This window comes from Rahnella sp. BIGb0236 (assembly GCF_004364755.1).
Lineage (GTDB): Bacteria > Pseudomonadota > Gammaproteobacteria > Enterobacterales > Enterobacteriaceae > Rahnella > Rahnella victoriana.
Genome location: NZ_SOAO01000009.1, coordinates 173,185 through 193,129, shown reverse-complemented (window position 1 = coordinate 193,129; position 19,945 = coordinate 173,185). Strand labels below are relative to the sequence as shown.

Below are 19,945 nucleotides of genomic sequence, written 5' to 3'. Positions count from 1 at the left end.
CATCCGGTCATCACTGTTTTTAATCTTTCCGACCCGGTTACTTCGTGATGTTGTTCACGTTGTTCCCTGTCGATGGAGCGGCATTATAGGGAGTTGGATTTTAATGGCAAGCGAATAAATACAGTTTTATTTCGTTTGCCGTTTTTTTATCCAAAGGCTGCTATTTCTGCCCTTTTGCTATAAAGGAAGGCAATGCAGCAAGGCTTTCCAGTACCATGTCCGCTGCACTTTCACTTTCTGCGGTCACAGGCTTACCGGTACGAACTAAAATCTTATGTCCTACGCCTGCGGCGGCAGCGGCCTGCATATCTTCAAGCTTATCGCCCACCATATAAGAAGAGGCCATATCAATGTTCAGCTCTTCTTTGGCTGTCAAAAACATACCCGGTTGCGGCTTACGGCAATCACAGACCTGAGTAAACGCTTTCACGGCACCTTCCGGATGATGCGGGCAGAAGTAGATACCATCCAGATCCACACCGCGGTCGGCCAGTGACCAGTCCATCCACTCTGTGAGCGTCATAAACTGCTCTTCAGTAAATTTACCCCGCGCGATACCGGACTGATTGGTGACCAGCACCAGTAAAAAGCCCATTTCCTTTAATTTAAGGCAGGCATCAATGACACCGTCGATAAACTTGAAATCATCGATTTCATGTACATAACCGTGATCGACATTCAAAGTGCCATCACGGTCGAGAAAGATTGCTGAAACAGGTTGTGCCACGAATTTGCTCCTGATGGCTGATTAACGGCGCCAGTATCGCATGTTTTCAATGTCCGTGAGAATGCTAACCTGGTTGACTTAGACGTCTAGACGCCTTAGCATCCACGACATGCTACGGGGAGAGCCCCGCAGAGTTAATTTCACCACGTCACGGCAAAAAGACAGAATAAAAAAAATATGATTAAACTTTCAAACATCACCAAGGTTTTCCAGCAGGGTTCGCGCCAGATTGTCGCGCTCTCTGACGTGAGTCTTCACGTCCCTGCCGGGCAAATTTATGGCGTTATCGGCTCTTCCGGCGCGGGGAAAAGTACGTTAATCCGCTGCGTCAATTTGCTGGAACGTCCGACGGAAGGCCAGGTCTTGGTCGATGGTCAGGATCTGATGTCTTTCTCAGAGAAAGCGCTGACCCGTGCACGTCGCCAGATTGGCATGATTTTCCAGCATTTTAATCTGCTGTCGTCACGTACCGTGTATGGCAACGTAGCATTGCCACTGGAACTCGATAATCTCTCTTCCGCAGACATTAAGACGCGCGTCTCCGAACTTCTTAAGCTGGTCGGTCTGGAAGATAAGCATGACGCTTATCCGGCTAATCTTTCCGGCGGACAAAAACAACGTGTGGCGATTGCCCGTGCGCTGGCCAGTAATCCTAAAGTATTGCTGTGTGATGAAGCCACCAGTGCATTGGATCCGGCAACCACCCGCGCCATTCTGGAACTGCTGAAAGATATCAACCGTCGTCTGGGACTGACCATTCTGCTGATCACTCATGAGATGGATGTTGTAAAACGCATTTGCGACCAGGTTGCCGTGATCAGCGATGGCAAACTGATTGAGCAGGATAAAGTGAGCGAAATGTTCTCTCATCCTAAAACGCCGCTGGCTCAGCAGTTCATTCAGTCGACCTTACATCTGGATATCCCGGAAGATTACGCCGTGCGCATGATCCCCACCGCGGAAGAAGGTCGTGTGCCTTTACTGCGGCTGGAATTTACCGGTCAGTCAGTGGATGCTCCGCTGCTGTCAGAAGCTGTACGTCGCTTTGACATTAACAACAATATTATCAGTGCTCAGATGGATTATGCCGGCGGTGTGAAGTTCGGGATTATGCTGACGGAAATGCACGGTTCAGAAGAAAACACTCAGGCGGCGATTCAGTTCCTGCATGAGAATCAGGTGAAAGTAGAGGTGCTCGGTTATGTCTGAGGCAATGATGTGGTTAATGGGCCGGGGTATCTGGGAAACAGTCATCATGACGCTGACCTCTGGTTTCTTTGGTTTTGTGCTGGGTCTGCCTTTTGGCGTGCTGCTGTATGTCACCCGTCCGGGCCAGATTGCAGAGAATAAAAATGTCTACCGCGTGATGTCGGCGTTGGTGAACATTTTCCGTTCCATTCCTTTTATTATCCTGCTGGTGTGGATGATTCCGTTCACCCGCATGATTGTAGGTACCTCTATCGGTTTACAGGCGGCAATTGTCCCGCTGACCGTAGGTGCGGCACCCTTTATTGCCCGTATGGTTGAAAACGCCCTGTTGGAGATCCCAAGCGGTCTGGTGGAAGCTTCCCGCGCAATGGGCGCAACGCCGATGCAGATCATCCGTAAAATCCTGTTACCGGAAGCCCTGCCAGGTCTGGTCAATGCCGCCACCATCACACTGATCACTCTCGTAGGCTATTCTGCTATGGGTGGTGCTGTCGGTGCCGGTGGTCTGGGGCAAATCGGTTATCAATACGGTTATATCGGTTATGACGCCACGGTGATGAATACGGTATTAGTCCTGTTAGTGGTTTTGGTGTATTTAATTCAGTTTTGTGGCGACCGCATCGTAAAAGCAGTCACACATAAATAACGAAACAACAGCGGTAATAGCTACCCTGTGAATGATTTTTATCCGCTTATTGAGGAAAGGACATGTCTAACAAATTCAAATCCATTGCAGTTGTCGGCGCGCTTCTGGGATCGCTGGCTTTAGTTGGCTGCGGGCCAAAAGAACAAGATCCAAACCACATCAAAGTGGGTGTGATTGTCGGTTCTGAACAGCAGGTTGCTGAAGTTGCACAGAAAGTGGCGAAAGAAAAATACGGTCTTGATGTTGAGCTGGTGACATTCAACGATTACGTATTGCCTAACGAAGCGTTGAGCAAAGGCGATATTGATGTTAACGCTTTCCAGCACAAACCTTACCTTGATCAGCAGATTAAAGATCGTGGCTATAAGCTGGTGCCGGTCGGCAACACCTTCGTCTACCCTATCGCGGGTTACTCTAAGAAAATCAAATCAATTGATGAACTGAAAGATGGCGATCAGGTTGCATTGCCAAACGATCCGACTAACCTCGGCCGTTCTTTACTGTTGCTGCAAAAACAAGGTCTGATCAAACTGAAAGACGGTGTTGGCCTGCTGCCGACCGTTCTGGATGTGACTGAGAACCCTAAAAATCTGAAACTGGTCGAGCTGGAAGCTCCGCAACTGCCACGTTCACTGGATGATGCGAAAATCGCACTGGCAGTTATCAACACCACTTACGCCAGCCAGATCAACCTGACGCCGGAAAAAGACGGTATCTTCGTAGAAGATAAAGATTCTCCATACGTAAACCTGATCGTTGCACGCGAAGATAACAAAGACGCAGAAAACGTGAAGAAATTCGTTCAGGCGTATCAGTCTGACGAAGTGAACGCTGCTGCGAACAAAATCTTCAACGGCGGCGCGGTAAAAGGCTGGTAATGACGTGAAATGAGCCGCTGAGGATTTCTCCGGGCGATTCATTTCGCAAATATTACTTTCTCAAAGACCTTTTTCAGAAATAAATAACAAGGCGGGCAGTTGCCCGCCTTGTTATTTTCTCAATACCTTGGTTCAATAACGCCACATTCTTTCCTGTAAACATATTAAAAAGCAGAGGATATACCATGCGTGCTTTACCTCTCTGTTTGTCGGCACTTTTGCTGGCGGGTTGTTCCCTGACTCAACACACACAGCCAACACCTCCTGCGCCTGTTGTTAAAGAAGAACCAAAACCAGTCAAACCAAAGCCGGCTCCAGTGCGCCCTGCTCCTGTAAAACTGTATAAAGATGCAGAAGCTTTAGTCGGAACGCCGTTCCGTGATCTGGGTGAAGTCTCCGGAGAGTCCTGCCAGAGCGCTCAAAACGATACGCCGCCAAGTCTGGCAACGGCGCGTAAGAGAATGCTGACCCGCGCATCTTATATGAAAGCCAATGCCGTGTTGCTGCATCAGTGCCAGATCATCAGCGGTGTGCCAGGCTGCTTCCAGCAGGCAATTTGTCAGGGTTCTGCCCTGAACGTCACGTTTAAATGACCTCTTTTGCTTTTGAACAAATAGGGACAATTCACTCGCCCTATAAAGAGAAGTTTGCTGTCCCGCGTCAGCCTGGTTTGATTGAGGATGGCGGCGGTGAATTACATCTGCATGCGCCTTACAATCAGCCTGAAGCCGTTCGCGGGCTGGAAGAGTTCAGCCATTTATGGGTGATGTTCATTTTTCATCAGACGATGGAGGGAGGATGGCGCCCGACGGTTCGCCCGCCACGCCTTGGTGGCAATGCGCGCACCGGTGTTTTTGCCACACGGTCCACTTTTCGGCCTAACCCGCTCGGCATGTCTCTGGTTGAACTGAAAGGGATCCGCTGTCAGGGACAGAATGTCGTTCTGCAACTTGGCAGTCTGGATTTAGTGGATGGCACGCCGGTTGTCGATATCAAACCCTATCTGCCTTTTGCGGAAAGCCATCCTGATGCGCGCGCCGGGTTTGCCCAGCACGCGCCGGATGCCGATATGCCGGTCGAGTTTTTACCTCAGGCTGAACAACAGCTGGCGGAACAAGCGCGGCGCTACCCACATCTGCGCCGTTTCATCACGCAGGTTTTAGGTCAGGATCCGCGTCCTGCTTACCGCAAAGGGGAATCCGCAGAACGCGATTACGCTGTTCGCCTGCTGGAATTTAATGTCCGCTGGCGGGTTGTGGGTTCTCTGAATCAGGTATTGTCCCTCGACAAAAACTAAATTTCCTCTGCGTCTCTTTTGGCAACAGCAACTCGCTGGTAAACTAAGCCACTTTTCACGTTTTGGCTGCCTATGGCAGCCCGATTGCAATTTGCAGTGCTAACGGAACCAACACATCATGCGTACTACTCAATATCTGCTCTCTACACTGAAAGAGACGCCAGCCGACGCGGAAGTTATCAGCCACCAGCTGATGCTGCGCGCGGGGATGATCCGTAAACTGGCCTCGGGCCTGTATACCTGGCTGCCGACCGGCTTACGTGTTCTCAAAAAAGTTGAAAACATCGTACGCGAAGAAATGAACAACGCGAACGCTATTGAAGTGTCGATGCCGGTAGTTCAGCCCGCCGACTTATGGCAGGAGAGCGGACGTTGGGAACAATATGGTCCGGAATTATTACGTTTCGTTGATCGCGGCGAGCGTCCTTTCGTTCTGGGTCCAACCCACGAAGAAGTGATTACCGATCTGATCCGTAATGAAGTCAGCTCGTACAAACAGCTGCCACTGAACTTCTTCCAGATCCAGACCAAATTCCGTGACGAAGTTCGCCCGCGTTTTGGTGTGATGCGCTCCCGTGAATTCCTGATGAAAGATGCCTACTCGTTCCACACGACGCAGGAATCTTTGCAGGAAACCTATGACGCGATGTACGCGGCCTACAGCCAGATTTTCAACCGCATGGGTCTGGATTTCCGTGCCGTGCTGGCGGATACCGGTTCTATCGGCGGCAGCGCCTCCCATGAGTTCCAGGTACTGGCACAAAGCGGCGAAGATGATGTGGTGTTCTCTGACTCTTCTGAGTTTGCCGCCAACATTGAGTTTGCTGAAGCACTGGCACCAAGTACGCCACGTGCTGCTGCAACCGAAGAGATGCGTGTTGTTGAAACGCCGGACGCAAAAACCATTGCTGAACTGACTGAACAGTTCCAGGTTCCGGTTGAGAAAACCGTGAAAACCCTGATGGTTCACGCAACAGAGGAAAGCGGCCATAAGCTGGTCGCCCTGCTGGTTCGCGGTGATCATGAGCTGAACGAAATCAAAGCCGAAAAACTGCCGCAAGTGGCGTCACCACTGACCTTTGCAACAGAAGCAGAAATTCGTGAAATCGTTGCGGCTGGCCCGGGTTCACTCGGCCCGGTAAATCTGCCAATGCCAATTGTTGCCGACCGCACTGTTGCCGCCATGAGCGATTTCAGCGCAGGCGCAAACATCGACGGTAAACACTATTTCGGTATTAACTGGGATCGCGATACTGCGCTGCCAGAAGTCGCCGATATCCGTAACGTGGTCGCAGGCGATCCAAGCCCGGATGGTCAGGGTACGCTGGTGATCAAACGCGGGATTGAAGTCGGTCATATCTTCCAGCTGGGGACAAAATACTCAGAAGCGATGAACGCGACCGTTCAGGGCGAAGATGGCAAAAACCAGGTGATGACCATGGGTTGTTACGGTATCGGCGTGACCCGTGTGGTCGCTGCGGCGATTGAGCAGAACCATGACGATCGCGGCATTATCTGGCCGGATGCTATCGCACCATTCCAGGTCGCTATTCTGCCAATGAACATGCATAAATCTTTCCGCGTGAAAGATGCCGCAGAAGCGTTGTACAAAGAACTGCGCTCACACGGTATTGATGTGATCCTCGACGATCGCAAAGAACGTCCTGGCGTCATGTTCGCGGATATGGAACTGATCGGTGTGCCGCATCACGTGGTGATTGGTGATCGTAATCTGGATGCTGAAGAGCTGGAATACAAAAACCGTCGCACTGGCGAAAAACAGATGATCAAACAAAGTGATATCGTTGAGTATCTGCTGAGCCAGATCCCGCGTTAAGATCAGCTGACGATCATTTGCCTGTAAAAATGCCCGCATAATGCGGGCATTTTTCTTTGTGTAGTTCAGTGAGCGTCATTACGGACAGGATTTGGTGGCATCAAACCTGACATTTTTATCTGCCACTACAGCCTTCTGCATCTGCCCTTCTTCCATTGACGGTTCTGTCATGAAATGTCCGTCCATTGAAAGAAAGACCAGCTGATTCGGGGTTTTCCGCGCTGCAAGATACCCTTCTTCCAGCGATTTATTGGCTGACATCGGGAATACATTGCCGGTCGCGCAATCCTTAAAGGATGCCGCATCGGCGCTGTATTGCATCATTCCGGTCAATGCCATCGGCGTCTTCGGCAAATTCTGCTGCACCGGCTTCAACGTGTAATTGAATGTGGAGGTGATTGGCTCCCCGCTTTGATCCAGCATTTCCAGATTTTCATCTTTCGGATGGAAGTAGCGTTTCTCACCATCGTTTCCTGTCAGTACCAGTTTATCAGCCGTCCGTGCCCAACTTCCGTAACTGGCGAACGCCTGATCGCCGTCTTTACTTCCCTGATAAATTTCCTGCAGGATATAGGTTCCGTCCTGTTGAAGGAAAAGTGACGTCTTCAGGCCACTGCAATCGGCACAAGGCAATATGCCGCTGTAACTTTGCTGCATCGCCTGCAAGGGTTTTTCATGATTAAACGCGGCGGTATGACAGCCAAACAGTGACAGCGCCCCGAGCGCCAGCACTGCACTAATAATGATTTTTTTCACAGTTTCTCCCCTACTGCTTTTATCCCGGTGCTGCGATAAAAAATGTCCTGCAGCACGAATTTAGGGCTAACGTATCTTGCCCCGCAATGCTTTCGTCGCACCTTTGCGAACCTTACTTTCTACCCGACGAATTTTCGATCCCCGGGTCGGTTTTGTTGCCCGGCGCGGTTTTTCAATAACCATCGCCTGCGAAATCAATGAGCTCAAGCGGGCAAGGGCCGCTTCACGATTCATCTCCTGACTCCGGTATTCCTGAGCCTTGATAATCACCCAGCCGTCAGCGGTCACAGAATGATGATTAAACGCCAGTAACCGCTCTTTATAATATTCTGGCAAACTCGACGCTTTAATATCAAAGCGTAAATGGATAGCCGTTGAGGTTTTATTGACGTTCTGACCGCCGTTACCCTGCGCACGGATCGCCGTTAATTCGATCTCGCTGTCGGGTATTTCCAGTTTTTCAGAAAGGATTAGCACGCTGATTACCTGGTTTCTTTTACAACAGACTCTTTCCATTCAGAAAAATGAATTTCCAAATTACTCTGAGCATCAGAAAGCCAGATAGTTCCGTCCTGCAACGTCGCCTGTAGATTCATGGTCCGGCTGCCAAAAGCAGTCAGCTGATTCAACAACTCATCTTCTAAATAACGGATGCGCAGGTTCTCAAAACCTCTGACTTTCCCTTCGATTTGCGACCACCAGACTTTCGCCGCACGCTCACCATACGCGTAAAGGACGACTTCACGCGATTGGTTACAGGCCTTTTTCAGACGCTTCTCATCAGGTAAACCCAGTTCGACCCATAACTCGATGCCATTGTGGTCATTCTTACGCCAGATTTCAGGCTCGTCTTCGGCACTCAGTCCGCGGGTAAAAGTCAGTCGTTCGTCGGCATGGTAAATCCATGCCAGCAGACGCAGCATCATGCGTTGTTCTGTTTCTGAAGGATGCTGTGCCAAAGTCAGGCTGGCGTCATGAAAGAAATTACGATCCATATCAGCGATATTGACCGCTGCTTTATAAATGGTTGCTTTTAACGCCATGGTAAACCCCTTGATAATAGACGCACAGTGTACTTGAAAGCATCCTGCCGCGACCAGTTTTCCCCCGATGGTTATCCTCAATAATGGCTTTACGCAAACGATTTACCTTTACAGGGCTGCTAATAACTCACACTCTCCTGTGCTATAGTCGTTAAATACTGAGAGCTTATCTTTCTGCGCTTTCCTCAGAGGGATACGCTTTTTAGGGAGAACTTATGCAACAATACTGTGAGTTGGTACGCCGTAAATATTCCGAAATCGCCAGTGGCGATCTTGGATATGTGCCCGATGCGTTGGGCTGTGTATTGAAAGCATTGGACGAAGTCGCAGCAAATGCTGAACTTCCGTCTTCCGTTAGGGACCAGGCGGCCTACGCCGCCGCTAACTTATTGGTGAGCGATTATGTCGATGAATGATGAGTACCAACCCATCAATTGTGATGACTACGATAATCTCGAGCTCGCCTGCCAGCATCACCTGGTTTTGACGCTGAAGCTACGTAGTGGAGAAGTCGTTGAGGCTAAAGCGAACGATCTGTTAATGCGTAAGAAAGTGGAATATCTGGTGGTAGAGGCGAACGGCGAACAACGGGATCTGCGTCTGGATCACATTGAAAGCTTTAGCCATCCGGAAATTGGCACCGTTGTCGTCAGCGCAGAATAGCGACAACCGTCTCAGTTTACCTAACGGGCAATCTCAGGATTGCCCGTTTGCATTTCTGCGACAGCCCTATTTCAGCGGCGTCAGACTGGCGTAATAAGCCGATAAATCACTGATATCCTGATCGGACAATGACGAACTAAAAGCCTGCATCACACCAGCCTGCCCGCCACTTCGGTCACCTTTCTTGTAAGCATGGAGCGAAAGTGCCAGATAATCTGCATTTTGCCCGGCCAGATTAGGGTAAATCGAATTAACGGCTTTTCCCGCTGCACCGTGACATGCCGCGCAACTGGCGGACTTACCCTGCCCGTCAGCGATATTCCCGCCCGCCAGCGCCGGTGTACTTGCGAGCACAAGTCCCGCGATTCCTGCCATGAGTGTTGCCATTACCTGCATTACGCCTCCGCGGACGAATCCCCTTCGCCCAAATAAATCTTTCATTTTTATGGCGCAACCGACCAGATAACCTGCCATTGCGCTTCATAATTATCGGCCAGAGCCTGGCGGGTAATAAACCACCCCGGCGCGGCCATCAGTTGTTCATTGTAATAAATCAACGGGATACGAGCCCGCTGCCAGGGGGGTATCCCCAACTCTGACCACAATTTTTTAGCCTGACGCGCGCGATCCCTCCCGACTTTTTCGATCATTCCCTGCGCCTGAAACCGCACAGTGATCGTTTCATCAGCGCGTGGCTGTCGAATCGCACAGCCATTGACCTCTGCGGTGAGATCAGGATCGACAGCAAGAAAACCCAGCCCGTCCGGCAGCATCAGTTTTTCCGCCGGATCCCAGCGGAGAACCAGTTCCCTCAGGGACTGAAATTCTGGCAATAAATACAGACGCTGACGAAAACGCCGGACGACCCGTTTACCCAGCACTAACTGCGCCTGCGCATCTTCGCGGCTGAGTGCCACTTCATCCCATATTCTCTGCAATTGTTCACGCGAGGGCATTTTTGCGCCACAGGTTGCCAGCCAGCGGCGTATTAACGCCGGGCGTCTCACTGCCGAAACTTGACTCAGGCCATCGACGGACAAGCTGCCCTGCCGATCGGTGAGGGTTTCCAGAGATTCACTGAGTAACTCATCAAGCAATGCTTCCTGCTCTGCGCAAAGCAAGGCGCTGCGGGTGGTAGCCTGAGCAAAGTGCGGCCAGCGTTCATAGAGATCGGGCAGAATTTTCAGGCGCAAAAAATTACGATCGAAACGGTCATCGCGGTTACTGTCATCTTCAATCCAGTTCAGCTGATGCTGCGCCGCGTATGCCTCAAGCTGTTCTCGGCTGAGATCAAGCAACGGCCGCAATAAACGATAGCCGTGAGCGGAACTGTCGGCACTCATCGCCGAGAGACCGGCTGGCCCGCTGCCACGCTTAAGCGCCAGCATGAACGTTTCGCATTGGTCATTCAGATGCTGCGCAGTCAGTAATACTTCGCCGTCAGTCAGATTTTCAGAAAATGCCAGATAACGTGCCGTTCGCGCCGCCGCTTCAATCCCGCCTTCCTGCGCATTGACCTGCACTTTTACTACGGAGAAGGGGATATTGCGTTGCTGACAAAATGTCTGGCAGTGAACGACCCAGTCATCCGCAAAACGGCTTAATCCATGATGGATATGCAGCGCGCGCAATTCGATATCAGGCTGCGTACTGTCGCGCAATCCGGCCAACCCGGCCAGCAGAACCGAGGAATCCAGGCCGCCACTGAACGCCACGCAAAGCTTTCGCGCGTTGCCGATCTTCGTGCGCAGATGTGCAGCAAGGAATGTTGCGGCTGTTTTTGAGTTCATAGGATTATCAGGATTCGTACAGTTCCAGGGGTAATCCATCAGGATCGTTGAAGAATGTGAATTTTTTCCCGGTATAAGGATCTGTTCTTACCGGTTCACAGATAACTCCCGCGTCCGTCAGCGCGGACACCGACTGTCCGATATCTTCCACACTGAACGCCAGATGGCGCAATCCGCAGGCTTCAGGACGGCTTGGCCGGGCCGGGGGATGCGGAAAACTAAAGAGTTCAATGGTGTACTGACCGTTCAGCGCCAGATCGGCTTTCCAGGAATCACGTTCTTCGCGGTAGAACTCGCCCAGCAACGTGAACCCGAGAATGTCACAGTAAAAACGTTTGCTGGTCTGATAATCAGAACCGATGATGGCGATGTGATGGATCTGGCGGAGATTTAGCATTGTCATGTCCTGTTGATTTCTGATGTGCACGTTACTCAGGGCGCCTGAACTCGTCAATAAAAAGCCCTCATGAAGAGGGCGGTTTGTTAGCTGGCTTCCGGAAGTTTTAAGACTTTCACCAGATAGCGCCCGTCTTCTGTGAGACGGGTTCCATGAATATCCGTATCAAATCCCGGGTAACGTTCGCCGATCGAGCAAAGCATAATCAGAAAATCGAGTACCGCGCGGCTTTCCTCCGTGATCATCTCACCCGGCATCACCACCGGCACGCCAGGAGGATAAGGCAGGATCATGTTAGCTGATACTTTGCCCACCAGTTCATCAATGTCGCATTCATCAATATGACCACGGACCTGATGCTGGAACATTTCATATGGCGTCATTTTCATTTCCGGCAGCACATCGAACGCTTCCAGCATTAAACGCGGCAGGTCATGACGGACGATCAGTTTGTGGATCCCTTGTGCCAGATCCTGGATACGCATATTGCGATAAAAATCAGGATCTTCTGCGTACAGGTCCGGCAGCATATTTTTGATGCGCAGATTGAGATCGTAACTGCGTTTGAAATCGGTCAACCCGCGCATCAGGCTCATGGATTTGGTTTTATCAATGCCGATGCTGAACAGGAAAAGCAGATTATACGGCCCGGTTTTTTCCACCACCACGCCGCGTTCATCGAGGAATTTCGCCACTAACGCGGCCGGGATCCCCTCTTCTTCCAGTTTGCCTGTTTCATCCATGCCGGGTGTCAGGATCGTCACCTTGATCGGATCCAGATACATATGATCCGTATCTGCATTCGCGAAACCATGCCAGTTTTGATCCGGATTCAGCGGCCAGCATTCGGCTTCATCAATATGTTCGGGCTGCCAGATATCAAAGAACCAGCCCTCGGTTTCTTCACGCAGCCGCTGGATCTCTTTACGAAAATGCAGCGCACGTTCCACTGAGCGGTTGATCAGGCGACGCCCGGGATTGCCCCGCAACATTGCTGCGGCAGTTTCTGCGGAAGCCACAATGCCGTAGTTCGGCGATGTGGTGGTGTGCATCATATAAGCTTCATTAAAGGTGCTTTCATCGTAATCCCCTTTAATGTGGATCATCGAAGCCTGTGAGAAAGCCGCCAGTAACTTATGCGTGGATTGCGTTTCGTAGATGACTTTTCCCGGAATTCGTTCGCCACTCATCCCGCTTTTACCGTCATAAATCGGGTGGAAATTGGTGTATGGCACCCATGCGGAATCGAAATGAATCGACGGCACATCCAGCGTACTTTTGATGTAATCCGTGTTGTACAGCAAGCCATCGTACGTGGAATTGGTGATCACCGCATGGACGGGCCAGGTGGCATTCTCAGTCTGTGCGATTTTCGCCTCGATACTTTCTCTGGTGAATTCCCGCTTAGGAATTCCGCCGAGAATGCCATAGGCATTACGGTTCGGCCGCAAATAGACCGGCACGATATTGGTCATCATCATCAGGTGAGCCAGCGATTTATGGCAGTTGCGGTCAATCAATACCGTACTGCCCGCCGGTGCGGCATACATTCCGACAATTTTATTGGCTGTCGAGGTCCCGTTGGTGACGATATAACTTTGCTCGGAGCCAAATGTGCGGGCGATATACTCTTCCGCTTCGAGGTGCGGTCCGGTGTGATCCAGTAAGGAACCCAGTTCTGTCACCGAAATCGACACATCGGCTTTCAGCGTTTTCGCGCCAAAGAAATCATAGAACAGCGTCCCGACCGGGCTTTTCAGAAATGCCGTACCGGCCATATGCCCCGGCGTACAGAAGGTATATTTCCCTTCTTCCACGTAGGTAAACAACGCTTTGGTGAGCGGCGGCGTGATGGTGTCGATGTATTCATCGGTGTACTGGCGGATGCGTTTGGCAATATCCTCCGCCGCACTCAGGGCATATTCAAAGAAATACAGCACCATGCGCATTTCATTCACATCAACGTCCAGCGTCGAATGTGTATTGATGAAAGCATACAGCGGCAGATACTCATTCAGCTCGTTAATGGCTGTGCACAACTCCTCGCTGTGCTGATCCCAGTCGAAAATAGCGCCGCAAATGCGGGCGTTGTTTTCAATGAGTTTGAGCAGATCAGCCCGATCGCGCGGATAAATGATCTGAAACCCGAGAAGCGTCAGTGCGCTATCCAGTTCACGGATTGGCTCATCTTTGTAGTAGGCCCCTTCCGGGCGCATGATAGCGATAATATTCATCTGACAAATCCTTCTGTTGTTAATTCTCTCAGGTAATTATAGAAACACGGTTAGTCCCTGCAGGGTACCCTTTGCCATTGAGTTTAAGGTGAAAAGAGGGAAATTTAAGAATGCAGGAAAATTGGAGAGAGAAAACGGGCCATAAAAAAAGGCCACGCAGTGCGCGGCCTTTCGGAAATCACATTCAGGATCAGCAGTAGCCGTACGTCATCAGACGCTGATAACGACGGTTACGCAATTCTTCCGTGCTCAGCACATCCAGATCGCTGAGGTCAGCTTCCAGTTGTGCACGCAGGGAAGCGGCCATCGCCTCTACGTTACGGTGAGCGCCGCCCAGAGGTTCCGGGATCACGGAGTCGATCAGTTTCAGCTCTTTCAGACGCGGTGCAATGATGCCCATCGCTTCCGCAGCCAGAGGGGCTTTATCCGCACTCTTCCACAGAATTGACGCACAACCTTCCGGCGAGATCACCGAATAGGTGCTGTATTGCAGCATGTTAACTTTGTCACCCACGCCGATCGCCAGTGCGCCACCGGAACCACCTTCACCGATAACGGTGCAGATAACCGGAACGTTCAGACGGGACATTTCACGCAGGTTACGGGCGATCGCTTCAGACTGACCACGTTCTTCCGCGCCCACACCCGGATAAGCGCCCGGGGTGTCGATGAAGGTGATGATTGGCAGTTTAAAACGCTCAGCCATTTCCATCAGACGCAACGCTTTACGATACCCTTCTGGTGCAGGCATGCCGAAGTTACGACGAATTTTCTCTTTCGTTTCACGGCCTTTCTGATGACCAATGATCATCACAGCACGTTCACCCAAACGGGCAATACCGCCAACGATAGCTTTATCGTCTGCGAAGGCACGATCGCCCGCCAGTTCATCAAAATCAGTAAAAATATGTTTGATGTAATCGAGCGTATAAGGGCGACGAGGATGGCGTGCCAGTTGGGCAATCTGCCAGGCACCCAGATCAGAGAAAATCTTACGGGTCAGTTCAACGCTTTTCTCGCGCAAGCGTGCAACTTCTTCGTCCAGATTAATATCTAATTTTTCGTCTTGACGGCTGACTGCAGTCAGCGAGTCAATTTTCGCTTCCAGTTCCGCAATCGGCTGTTCAAAATCAAGAAAATTCAGACTCATAGCATTCCTATTTTAGTCAAATTCCAGTTCCACCTGCTCAGTACCGACCAGGCCTCGCAAATCCAGCAATAGTTTGTCCGTTGGCGTAACACGCCATGACGCCCCGAATCGTAGCCGGGCTCTTGCGTTTTCTCGTTGGTAATACAGATGCACTGGTATCGTCCCCGAACGATGTGGTTCCAACGATTGGCGGAGACGGTTCAAAAGCTGGTCATCAATTTGCCTGTCAGTCAGCGAGATAGCAAGACCGCGAGCATATTTTTCCCGTGCTTCACTGATGTCCATTACATCGCGGGCCATCATTTTAAGCCCGCCACTGAAGTCATCAAAGCTGACCTGTCCTGTGGCGATAAGGATACGGTCTTTTTCCAATAAATGCTGGAATTTTTCCAACGCTTCGGTGAACAACATCACTTCGAGACGACCGGAACGATCGTCAAGCGTACAGATCCCAATACGGTTACCCCGTTTGGTGACCATGACACGCGCGGCGAGAACCAGCCCCACCGCAACGGTCATTTTGCCCCGTTCCGTCGGATGCATATCTTTCAAACGCTGGCCGCCGCCATAACGTTCAATTTCTTTCAGATACTGGGTGATCGGATGGCCGGTGAGATACAACCCGAGCGTTTCACGTTCACCATCGAGAACCGTTTGTTCCGGCCATGGCATCACGTTCGAGTAGGACTTTTCAACCTGCTCAGGAGCCTCTGCCAGCACACCGAACATATCCACCTGACCAATGGCTTCCGCTTTGGCATGCTGATCAGCCGCCTTCAGCGCATCACTGAGCGAGCTCATCAGCGCGGCGCGATGCGGCCCCAGCCGGTCAAATGCCCCGGACATGATCAGTTTTTCAAGAATGCGTTTATTGAGCTTTTTGACGTCGGCGCGTGCGCAGAGATCAAACAGCTCTTTGAAATAGCCGCCTTCATTACGTGCTTCAATGATGGCTTCAATCGGGCCTTCACCCACGCCTTTGATCGCGCCGATGCCGTAAACGATTTCACCTTCGTCGTTCACGTGGAAATGGTACAGGCCGCTGTTGATATCAGGCGGCAGGATTTTCAGCCCCATACGCCAGCATTCATCCACCAGCCCGACCACTTTCTCGGTGTTATCCATATCGGCGGTCATTACCGCTGCCATGAACTCCGCCGGATAGTGCGCTTTCAGCCACAGCGTCTGATACGACACTAAAGCATAGGCTGCTGAGTGGGATTTGTTAAAACCGTAACCCGCAAATTTCTCTACCAGATCGAAGATTTTAATCGCCAGTTCGCCGTCAATGCCGCGTGATTTCGCACCGTCTTCAAAACCGCCGCGCTGCTTGGCCATTTCTACCGGGTTTTTCTTACCCATTGCACGACGCAACATGTCCGCGCCACCCAGCGAATAACCCGCCAGAACCTGCGCGATCTGCATAACCTGTTCCTGATACAGGATGATGCCGTAGGTCGGCTCCAGAACAGGTTTCAGGGATTCATGCTGCCACTGAATATCCGGATAGGAAATCTCTTCGCGGCCGTGTTTACGGTCGATAAAGTTATCTACCATGCCTGACTGCAACGGCCCCGGACGGAACAGCGCCACCAGTGCGATCATATCTTCGAAGCTGTCGGGCTTCAGACGCTTGATCAAATCTTTCATGCCGCGGGATTCAAGCTGGAACACCGCCGTGGTTTCCGAGCGTTGCAGCATGTCGAAGCTTTTTTTGTCATCCAGCGGAATGGCAGCGATATCCAGCGGGGCTTCGCCGGATTTTGCACGACGGGCGTTAATCATCGCCAGCGCCCAGTCGATGATGGTCAGCGTACGCAGACCGAGGAAGTCGAACTTGACCAGCCCGGCGTATTCCACGTCATTTTTATCGAACTGGGTAACCGGATGGTTGCCTTCAGCATCGCAATACAGCGGTGCGAAGTCGGTAATTTTTGTCGGTGCGATCACCACACCCCCGGCGTGTTTACCGGCGTTACGGGTGACGCCTTCCAGCTGACGCGCCATGTCAATCAGCGACTTAACTTCTTCGTCAGCCTCATAGATTTCCGGCAACTGCGGCTCAGCGGCAAACGCTTTCTCCAGCGTCATCCCCGGATCAGGCGGCACCAGTTTGGAAATACGGTCAACGAAACCATACGGATGGCCCAGAACGCGGCCCACATCGCGGATAACCGCTTTGGCTGCCATGGTACCAAACGTGATGATCTGCGAAACGGCTTCACGGCCATACATTTCTGAAACGTGATCGATCACCCGGTCGCGTTTTTCCATGCAAAAGTCGACGTCAAAGTCGGGCATGGAAACACGTTCGGGGTTAAGGAAACGTTCGAACAGCAGGTCAAATTCGAGCGGATCCAGATCGGTAATTTTCAGGGCATACGCCACCAGAGAACCCGCACCGGATCCGCGCCCCGGCCCCACCGGTACACTGTTATCTTTCGACCACTGGATGAACTCCATGACGATCAGGAAGTAGCCGGGGAAACCCATCTGGTTGATCACTTTCAGTTCGATATCCAGACGCTCGTCATACTCAGGCCGTCGTTGTGCGCGAACTTCCGGATCAGGGAACAGAAATTCCAGACGCTCTTCCAGGCCGATTTTTGATTTTTCCACCAGAAAATCTTCGGTGGTCATGTCACCGGTCGGGAATTGCGGCAGGAAATACTCGCCGAGACGGATAGTGACGTTACAGCGTTTGGCGATTTCCACGCTGTTTTGCAGCGCTTCCGGTACATCCTCAAACAGCTCACACATCTCATCTTCGCTGCGCATATATTGCTGTGAGGTGTAATTGCGCGGACGTTTAGGATCATCCAGCGTGAAGCCGTCGTGGATCGCAACGCGGATCTCATGGGCGTCAAAATCGGTCGGCACCATAAAGCGCACGTCATTGGTTGCCACCACCGGCAGACCGCGTTCAGTCGCCAGCGCGACTGCGGCATGCAGATAGTTTTCTTCTTCCGCACGGCCGGTACGGATCAGTTCAAGATAATAACGATCGGGGAAATACTGCTGGTAGAAATCCAGACACTGGCTGACCTGTAAATCATTGCCACGGGTCAGAAACTTACCGACATCGCCCATTCTTGCGCCGGAAAGCAGGATCAGCCCTTCATTGAGTTCTGCCAGCCAGTCGAGGTCAACAATCGGCCCGGCCGCGCCGTAGCCACGCTGATAGGCGCGTGAAATCAACAGCGTCAGGTTCTGATAACCCTGATTGTTCATCGCCAGAACAGTCAGTTGAGCCAGCTCATCACCGAGAATTTCACTTTGCACATTCAGGTCAGCACCAATGATCGGCTTAATGCCTGCACCGTGCGCCGCGCCGTAAAATTTCACCAGACCACAGAGGTTGGTAAAATCGGTAATCGCCAGAGCAGGCATGCCGAGCGACGCTGCGCATTTCACCAGCGGGCCGACTTTGGCGAGCCCATCCACCATGGAATAGTCGCTATGTACACGCAGATGAATAAAACGAGGTTCGGCCATATCCAGGATCCAGAAATGAGTGAATTAAAAGTGTATTTCTTTCACCCGGGCGGGCAGTAACACATGAGGCGTTATGCCAGCCCGAGTACGCGTTTCACCGGTGCAAAACTCTGACGATGATGTGCGGTTGCGCCGAGACGGGCGAGGCTTTCGAGATGCACCGGCGTCGGATAACCTTTGTGCCTGGCAAATCCATATTCAGGGAACTGTAAATCCAGTTCAACCATTTCACGATCGCGGGTGACCTTCGCCAGAATAGATGCCGCACTGATTTCAGCCACTTTGCTGTCCCCTTTCACCACCGCCTGTGAGGCCATTGGCAGCTTCGGACAACGGTTACCGTCGATCAACACCATATCAGGCGTGATAGCCAAACCGGCAACGGCTCTCTGCATCGCCAGCATGGTGGCATGAAGAATATTCAGTTCATCGATTTCGTGCGGCTCAGCGCGCCCGAGGCTCCAGGCCAGCGCCTTCTCTTTAATTTCGATGTAGAGCGCCTCACGACGCTTTTCCGTCAGCTTCTTGGAATCCGCCAGCCCCAGGATCGGTCTTGCGGGATCAAGGATGACGGCAGCGGTGACCACGGCGCCCACTAACGGGCCACGCCCGACTTCATCCACACCGGCGATACACACGGCCTGCGGATAGATAAATATATCGCTCATCGGTTTGCCAGCTCCATTACGGCCTGAGCAGCCTGTTCGTCCGCATCGCGGCGGATGCTTTCATGCAACTCAAGGAAAGTCTCGCGCAGCGCCTGACTTTTCTCACCGCCGGCCAGTAAAGGCAGCAATGCCGCAGAGAGTTTGTCCGGCACGCATTCAGTCTGCAGGAGTTCGGTCACAATTTCCCGTCTTGCCAGCAAATTCGGCAAAGAAACATAGGGTGTTTTCACCAGACGCTCTGCCAGCCAGTAAGTGGCAGGCTTCATACGGTAACCGACAACCATCGGACATTTTGCCAGCATGCACTCCAGCGCAGCCGTGCCCGAAGCCAGCAGCGCGGCATCACTGGCGATCATCGCTTCGCGACCCTGGCCATCCAGCAAGTGGGCCGGTAAATCAGGGGCAATTTCCGCTTTAATACGCTCAAACTGCTCGCGGCGCTTGGCATTCACCAGGGGCACAACAATGTGCAAATCAGGATAGGTCTGCCTCAGCAGCAATGCGGTTTTGAGGAAATCCGCACTGAGCATTTCAACTTCAGCATGACGGCTTCCCGGCAGTAACGCCAGACAGTGCACATCATCAGGAATATTGAGAGTCTGACGCGCAGCCTGTTTATCAGGATGCAACGGCATTGCATCAGCCATCGTGTGGCCAATGAAACGGCAGGGAACATTGAATTTGTCGTAAAACGCTTTTTCGAAAGGCAGAAATGCCAGAACCAGATCCGTGGCTTTCCCGATTTTGAAAACACGTTTTTGTCGCCAGGCCCAGACAGACGGGCTGACATAATGAATCGTGCGGATACCGCGCTGCTTTAAGCGCCCTTCCAGCGTAATGTTGAAATCAGGGGCATCGATGCCCACAAACACATCAGGCTGCAGTTCGCTAAAACGACGGGTCAGATCTTTGCGGATTTTCAACAGGCGTGGCAGCCGTTCTAACACTTCCACCACGCCCATCACCGCCAGTTCTTCCATTTCGTACCAGGCTTCGCATCCTTCCGCTTGCATCAGCGGACCTGCAACTCCGACAAAGCGGGCATCAGGATGATACTTTTTCAGCGCACGAATGAGACCCGCGCCAAGAATATCGCCGGATGTTTCACCGGCTACCAGACCAATTGTCAGAACAGGCTTTTGCATTGTTTTCCGT

At 51.8% G+C, this 19,945-nt stretch carries 20 protein-coding genes; 8 read left to right on the top strand and 12 right to left on the bottom strand.

What is annotated here, in order from left to right; genetic code table 11:
• Positions 1-160: 160 nt before the first annotated feature.
• Positions 161-727, bottom strand: coding sequence for a D-glycero-beta-D-manno-heptose 1,7-bisphosphate 7-phosphatase (gmhB, locus tag EDF78_RS18160; protein ID WP_133823608.1), 567 nt, complete (start codon positions 725-727; stop codon positions 161-163).
• 177 nt (positions 728-904) lie between these two features.
• On the opposite strand from gmhB, the gene metN reads away from it, so the two are divergent.
• The 6 genes from metN to proS all read left to right on the top strand — a co-directional run bounded on the left by metN (position 905) and on the right by proS (position 6,594).
• On the top strand, positions 905-1,936 hold the full coding sequence (metN, locus tag EDF78_RS18155; protein WP_095923191.1) for a methionine ABC transporter ATP-binding protein MetN: 1,032 nt from the start codon (positions 905-907) through the stop codon (positions 1,934-1,936).
• Positions 1,929-2,582: a methionine ABC transporter permease MetI gene (locus EDF78_RS18150; protein ID WP_015696115.1), complete on the top strand. Its 654-nt coding sequence runs from the start codon at positions 1,929-1,931 to the stop codon at positions 2,580-2,582. The genes metN and EDF78_RS18150 overlap by 8 nt, the downstream gene beginning before the upstream one ends.
• A 62-nt stretch (positions 2,583-2,644) precedes the next feature.
• Positions 2,645-3,460: a MetQ/NlpA family lipoprotein gene (locus tag EDF78_RS18145; protein ID WP_095923192.1), complete on the top strand. Its 816-nt coding sequence runs from the start codon at positions 2,645-2,647 to the stop codon at positions 3,458-3,460.
• A gap of 185 nt (positions 3,461-3,645) precedes the next feature.
• The gene (gene rcsF, locus EDF78_RS18140; RefSeq protein ID WP_015696113.1) at positions 3,646-4,053 is read left to right on the top strand and encodes an Rcs stress response system protein RcsF; all 408 of its coding nucleotides are present in this window, start codon (positions 3,646-3,648) and stop codon (positions 4,051-4,053) included.
• The gene (tsaA, locus tag EDF78_RS18135) at positions 4,050-4,757 is read left to right on the top strand and encodes a tRNA (N6-threonylcarbamoyladenosine(37)-N6)-methyltransferase TrmO (protein ID WP_133823607.1); all 708 of its coding nucleotides are present in this window, start codon (positions 4,050-4,052) and stop codon (positions 4,755-4,757) included. The genes rcsF and tsaA overlap by 4 nt, the downstream gene beginning before the upstream one ends.
• Before the next feature lie 118 nt (positions 4,758-4,875).
• On the top strand, positions 4,876-6,594 hold the full coding sequence (gene proS / locus EDF78_RS18130; RefSeq protein WP_119822813.1) for a proline--tRNA ligase: 1,719 nt from the start codon (positions 4,876-4,878) through the stop codon (positions 6,592-6,594).
• Positions 6,595-6,672: 78 nt separating this feature from the next.
• Here the strand turns inward: proS and nlpE are convergent, their stop codons facing one another.
• The 3 genes from nlpE to EDF78_RS18115 all read right to left on the bottom strand — a co-directional run bounded on the left by nlpE (position 6,673) and on the right by EDF78_RS18115 (position 8,393).
• Complete coding sequence (nlpE, locus tag EDF78_RS18125) at positions 6,673-7,350, bottom strand: envelope stress response activation lipoprotein NlpE (RefSeq protein WP_095923195.1); 678 nt, start codon at positions 7,348-7,350, stop codon at positions 6,673-6,675.
• Positions 7,351-7,416: 66 nt separating this feature from the next.
• Entirely contained in the window at positions 7,417-7,827 is a 411-nt protein-coding gene (gene arfB / locus EDF78_RS18120) for an alternative ribosome rescue aminoacyl-tRNA hydrolase ArfB (protein WP_095923196.1), read from the bottom strand.
• A gap of 5 nt (positions 7,828-7,832) precedes the next feature.
• On the bottom strand, positions 7,833-8,393 hold the full coding sequence (locus EDF78_RS18115; protein WP_095923197.1) for a YaeQ family protein: 561 nt from the start codon (positions 8,391-8,393) through the stop codon (positions 7,833-7,835).
• Between the two features lie 215 nt (positions 8,394-8,608).
• On the opposite strand from EDF78_RS18115, the gene EDF78_RS18110 reads away from it, so the two are divergent.
• Together EDF78_RS18110 and rof are read left to right on the top strand one after the other, a co-directional pair.
• A complete protein-coding gene (locus EDF78_RS18110; protein WP_015696108.1) occupies positions 8,609-8,809 on the top strand; it encodes a YaeP family protein in 201 nt (66 codons plus the stop codon).
• Positions 8,796-9,056: a Rho-binding antiterminator gene (gene rof, locus EDF78_RS18105; RefSeq protein ID WP_095923198.1), complete on the top strand. Its 261-nt coding sequence runs from the start codon at positions 8,796-8,798 to the stop codon at positions 9,054-9,056. Before EDF78_RS18110 ends, rof begins: the two co-directional genes overlap by 14 nt.
• Before the next feature lie 66 nt (positions 9,057-9,122).
• Here rof and EDF78_RS18100 read toward each other — a convergent pair whose 3' ends face one another.
• From EDF78_RS18100 to lpxB, 8 genes are all read right to left on the bottom strand, one after another.
• Complete coding sequence (locus EDF78_RS18100; RefSeq protein ID WP_233432873.1) at positions 9,123-9,431, bottom strand: cytochrome c; 309 nt, start codon at positions 9,429-9,431, stop codon at positions 9,123-9,125.
• A 68-nt stretch (positions 9,432-9,499) separates the two neighbouring features.
• A complete protein-coding gene (tilS, locus tag EDF78_RS18095; protein ID WP_133823606.1) occupies positions 9,500-10,846 on the bottom strand; it encodes a tRNA lysidine(34) synthetase TilS in 1,347 nt (448 codons plus the stop codon).
• Between the two features lie 7 nt (positions 10,847-10,853).
• Complete coding sequence (locus tag EDF78_RS18090; RefSeq protein ID WP_095923201.1) at positions 10,854-11,243, bottom strand: VOC family protein; 390 nt, start codon at positions 11,241-11,243, stop codon at positions 10,854-10,856.
• 86 nt (positions 11,244-11,329) lie between these two features.
• Positions 11,330-13,477: a lysine decarboxylase LdcC gene (locus tag EDF78_RS18085; protein WP_131693847.1), complete on the bottom strand. Its 2,148-nt coding sequence runs from the start codon at positions 13,475-13,477 to the stop codon at positions 11,330-11,332.
• A 190-nt stretch (positions 13,478-13,667) separates the two neighbouring features.
• Positions 13,668-14,627: an acetyl-CoA carboxylase carboxyl transferase subunit alpha gene (gene accA, locus EDF78_RS18080; protein WP_013574209.1), complete on the bottom strand. Its 960-nt coding sequence runs from the start codon at positions 14,625-14,627 to the stop codon at positions 13,668-13,670.
• A 12-nt stretch (positions 14,628-14,639) separates the two neighbouring features.
• On the bottom strand, positions 14,640-18,122 hold the full coding sequence (gene dnaE / locus EDF78_RS18075; RefSeq protein ID WP_131693848.1) for a DNA polymerase III subunit alpha: 3,483 nt from the start codon (positions 18,120-18,122) through the stop codon (positions 14,640-14,642).
• Between the two features lie 71 nt (positions 18,123-18,193).
• Positions 18,194-18,790: a ribonuclease HII gene (gene rnhB, locus EDF78_RS18070; RefSeq protein WP_119822817.1), complete on the bottom strand. Its 597-nt coding sequence runs from the start codon at positions 18,788-18,790 to the stop codon at positions 18,194-18,196.
• Positions 18,787-19,935: a lipid-A-disaccharide synthase gene (gene lpxB / locus EDF78_RS18065; protein WP_131693849.1), complete on the bottom strand. Its 1,149-nt coding sequence runs from the start codon at positions 19,933-19,935 to the stop codon at positions 18,787-18,789. Before lpxB ends, rnhB begins: the two co-directional genes overlap by 4 nt.
• Positions 19,936-19,945 lie beyond the last annotated feature (10 nt).